Raw genomic sequence first — 4,107 nt, 5'->3', positions numbered from 1 at the left:
GCCCCGGCGCGGGCCCCGGTGCGGGCCCCGGCCCGGGCCTGGCGCCGTCCGCCCCGGCCGAGCCCGACGAGCTGGTGGCGCGTTGACCTCGTCCGTCCCCTGACCCGGGTCGGACGCCGAGACAGCCGAGACAGTGGAGGCAGACCTCGTGGCAGACCCCGTGGCACACCCGGTGAAGCGGATGGACGACCTCGTGGTGGTCGGCGCGGGCCCGTACGGGTTGTCGGTCGCCGCGCACGCGGCGGCCGCCGGGCTCGACGTACGGGTGCTCGGGCGCCCGATGGCGTCCTGGCGCGACCACATGCCGGAGGGGATGTTCCTGAAGTCCGAGCCCTGGTCGTCCAACCTCTCCGCGCCAGGCGGCCGGTACACCCTCGCCGAGTTCTGCGGCACCCGCGGGCTGACCGCGGCCCACGGCGAGCCCCTGCCCCTCGACACGTTCAGCTCCTACGGCCTCTGGTTCGCCCGGCACGCCTGCCCACCGGTCGAGGAACTGACGGTCACCCATGTCTCCCCGCAGGGCGAGGGGTTCCGGATCACCACCGACCAGGGGCCGCCCCTGCTGGCCCGGACCGTCGTCCTGGCCGTCGGGGTGATGCCCTTCGTACACGTCCCCGCCGCCCTGCGCGAGCTGCCGCCCGGGCACGGCTCGCACAGCAGCGACCATCGCGACCTGAGCGGCTTCGCCGGCCAGGACGTCGCCGTCCTCGGCGCCGGGCAGGCCGCCCTGGAGACCGCGGCGCTGCTGGCCGAGTCGGGGGCCCGGCCGCGCCTGGTCGCCCGGAGCGGCCGGATCAACTGGAACAGCGTGCCGCAGCCCCTCGAACGCCCCCTGCTGCGCGCCCTGCGCGACCCGCACAGCGGGCTCGGCACCGGCTGGCGCAGCTGGGTGTGGTCGGAGCTGCCCTGGGCGGTACGGCGGCTGCCCGTGGCCACCCGGGAGCGGATCGCCGCGACGGCGCTGGGCCCGGCCGGCGCCTGGTGGCTGCGGGAGCGCTTCGAGCGGCGGGTGCCGGTGCTGCTCGGGCACCGGCTGCACCGGGCGGTCGCGGTGGGCGACCGGACCCGCCTGGGCCTGACCACGGCGGCCGGCGAGTCCGTGGTCCTCGACGTCGCGCACGTGATCGCCGCCACCGGCTTCGTCCCGGACCTGGGGCGGCTGGGGCTGCTGGACGCCGGCCTGCGCACGGCGCTGCGCACGGTCGGCGGCACCCGGACGCCGGAGCTCGGCTCCGGTTTCGAGTCGTCGTGGCCGGGACTGTTCTTCGCGGGACTGTTGACGGCTCCCTCGTTCGGCCCTTCCATGCGATTCGTGCACGGCGCCGGCTTCGCGGCGGGGAGACTGGTGGCAGGAGTCCGCCGCCGACTCGCCGCGCGCGGTCCGCTGCCGGGCTCCGCCGGCACCGCCGCGGCACCCGCCGGGCCGGTCGCCGGACAGCCGAAGACCTACCTGCGCTGAGAGGGGTCCGCGATGAGCCCGGAGCGAGCACAGGGGCGGGGCTGGGTGCGCATCCCGGCCGGCCGCAGGGAGCAGCCCCCGCCCCCCGCCCCCGGCGGGCGGCCGGGTGCCGCGCCGCCGTACGCCGATCCGACGACGGCGATCTACCAGTCCCTCGTCAAGCGCTGGCGGGAGGCCGGACGCACCCTTCCCGGGCATCCTGACGAGGAGTGGGAGCGGCTGATCTCCCAGCCCTGCTGGCCCGGCCGGTAGGCCGTGTCCTCCGTGTCGGGCCCGGACAGCGTGTGGCCGTGAGGTGGTGAGAGGTGGTGAGTCGCGTGGAAGAGGACCCCGGAGCGCCCCGGCCGCCCGGCCCGTCCCGCTCGTCGCCCCGGACCACCGGTCCCGGGGAGCGGCTCGCGCTGAACGGCATGGGCAGCTTCGACTGGGACCTGGCCGGCGGGACGCTCGACCTCGACCCGGCCGCACTGGTGGTCTTCGACCTGGATCCGGCCGAGTTCGACGGCACCCCCGAGGGCGTCGCCGTACGCATCCCCGCGGAGGACGCCGTACGGCTGAGCCAGACCGTGTTCGGGGCGATGGAGGCCGAGGAGGAGACGTACGGCTCGTACTTCATGGTGCGCAGGCGCGACGGCCGCGACCAGTGGACGCACGCCCAGGGCAGGATCCTGCGGGACCGGGAGGGCCGGGGGCAGCGGATCGTCGGGATCGTGCGGGACGCCACCGCGGAGCTCGCCCACTCGATGCTGCTGCGCAAGCTGGAGGCGGCGCGCGCCAAGCAGACCACCATCGTGCAGCGGACCACGGAGGCGCTGTCGCGGGCGGTGACGGTCGACGACGTGACGGCCACGCTGACGGGGGCGGGGGCGCTGGAGCGGCTGGGCGCGGACGGGCTGGCGCTGGCGCTGGTCGAGAACGGCGCCCTGAGGATCATCGCGCTGAGCGGGGAGACGCTGGAGGTCCTCAGCGAGCGCAAGTTCACCCGGCTGGACGGTTCGCTGCCGCTGGCGCAGGCCATCCTGACGAGGAAGGCACGTTTCGCCACCTCGCTGGCCACGCTGGCCGAGGAGTTTCCCCTGCTCGGCTCGTACCTGCGGCGGATCCGCTACGACGCGGCCGCCTACCTGCCGCTGATCGCGCAGGCCAAGGCGATCGGCGGGCTGGTGCTCTTCTACCGGCGGCGCACCGAGTTCAGCCCGGAGGAGCGCAACCTCTGCCTGGGCCTGGCCGGCATCGTGGCGCAGTCGCTCCAGCGCGCGCTGCTGTTCGACCAGGAGCGGGAGTTCGCCACGGGCCTGCAGGCCGCGATGCTGCCCCGGCGGATCCCGGAGATCACGGGCGGGGAGATCGCCGTGCGCTACCACTCCGCGTGGAGCGGGCGGGAGGTCGGCGGGGACTGGTACGACGTGATCGCGCTGCCCCGGGACCGGGTGGGCATCGTGGTCGGGGACGTCCAGGGCCACGACACCCACGCGGCCGCGATCATGGGCCAGCTGCGGATCGCCCTGCGCGCGTACGCGGGGGAGGGCCATCCGCCCTCCACGGTCCTCGCCCGGGCCTCCCGCTTCCTGGCCGAACTGGACACCGAGCGCTTCGCCACCTGCACGTACGCCCAGGTGGACCTGGAGACGGGCGGGGTGCGGGCGTGCCGGGCCGGGCACCTGGGACCGCTGATCCGGCACACGGACGGGCGGACCGGCTGGCCGAACCTGCGCGGCGGGCTGCCGCTGGGCCTGGCGTCGGCCTTCGAACAGGAGGACTTCCCCGAGACCCGGCTGGACCTGGTGCCCGGCGAGACGCTGGTGCTGTGTACGGACGGGCTGGTGGAGGAGCCGGCCGCGTCGATCACGACGGGCATGGAGGCGCTGGCCCACGCCGTGCGCAGCGGCCCGCAGGAGGCCGGGGCGCTCGCCGACCACCTGCTGGACCGGCTCTGGGAGCGCTGGGGCTCCGGGGACGACGTGGCACTGCTGGTGCTGCGCCGGGCCCCGGACCCGGGCACCCACCGGGCCCCGCGCATCCACCAGTACGTCCACCAGGCCGACCCCGAGGGCCTGTCGGAGGCCCGGTTCGCCCTGCGGCAGGCCCTGCGCGACTGGGGCGTGCCGGAGCTCGCCGACGACGTGGAGGTGGCCGCGGGCGAACTCCTGGTCAACGCCCTGCTGCACACCGACGGCGGCGCGGTGCTGACGATGGAGGTGCTGCCGGAACCGGTCCGCCGGATCCGGCTGTGGGTCAAGGACCGCAGCAGCGTGTGGCCGCGGCGGCGCAGCCCGGGCGAGGCGGCGACGACCGGGCGGGGCCTGCTGCTGGTGGACGCGCTGGCGACGCACTGGGGCGTGGAGTCGCGGGGCGAGGGCAAGGCGGTGTGGTGCGAGTTCGACGCACCGGCGGGGACGTGAGGGGCCGGTGCCATGTAGCCGGAGGGCGCGTCGTGAGCGGGGCTGGTGCTATGTACTGGCGGGGACGTGAGCGGGGCTGGTGCCGCGTACTGGCGGGTGGGTGAGCGGGGCTGGTGCCGCGTACTGGCGGGGCGCGTGAGCGGGGCTGATGCCGCGCACCGGCGGGTGGGTGAGCGGGGTCGGTGCCGCGCACCGGCGGAGATGTGAGCGGGGCGCCGGTGCGTCCTGGGCCGGTGGGTCCGGGGC

At 75.9% G+C, this 4,107-nt stretch carries 3 protein-coding genes; all 3 read left to right on the top strand.

The window, feature by feature from the left end:
* Positions 1 to 181: 181 nt before the first annotated feature.
* The 3 genes from GPJ59_RS34300 to GPJ59_RS34290 all read left to right on the top strand — a co-directional run bounded on the left by GPJ59_RS34300 (position 182) and on the right by GPJ59_RS34290 (position 3,861).
* Positions 182 to 1,459 carry an NAD(P)-binding domain-containing protein gene (locus tag GPJ59_RS34300; protein ID WP_219671898.1) on the top strand — a complete coding sequence of 426 codons (1,278 nt, stop codon included), beginning with the start codon at positions 182 to 184 and terminating at the stop codon, positions 1,457 to 1,459.
* Between the two features lie 12 nt (positions 1,460 to 1,471).
* Positions 1,472 to 1,711: a hypothetical protein gene (locus GPJ59_RS34295; RefSeq protein ID WP_219671895.1), complete on the top strand. Its 240-nt coding sequence runs from the start codon at positions 1,472 to 1,474 to the stop codon at positions 1,709 to 1,711.
* A gap of 65 nt (positions 1,712 to 1,776) precedes the next feature.
* Positions 1,777 to 3,861 (top strand): SpoIIE family protein phosphatase, encoded by a 2,085-nt coding sequence (locus tag GPJ59_RS34290; protein WP_308120643.1) that lies wholly within the window; start codon positions 1,777 to 1,779, stop codon positions 3,859 to 3,861.
* Positions 3,862 to 4,107 lie beyond the last annotated feature (246 nt).

Origin of the sequence: Streptomyces bambusae, from assembly GCF_019400985.1 — a bacterium.
In the GTDB taxonomy this organism is placed as follows: Bacteria; Actinomycetota; Actinomycetes; order Streptomycetales; family Streptomycetaceae; genus Streptomyces; species Streptomyces bambusae_A.
The sequence above is the reverse complement of the archived record's forward strand: the minus strand, read 5'-3'. Positions and strand labels throughout refer to the sequence as shown.

Excerpts from the sequence above, each read along its gene's own strand:
- GPJ59_RS34300 (WP_219671898.1), top strand. The coding sequence starts at position 182 with ATGGACGACCTCGTGGTGGTCGGCGCGGGCCCGTACGGGTTGTCGGTC.
- GPJ59_RS34295 (WP_219671895.1), top strand. The coding sequence starts at position 1,472 with ATGAGCCCGGAGCGAGCACAGGGGCGGGGCTGGGTGCGCATCCCGGCC.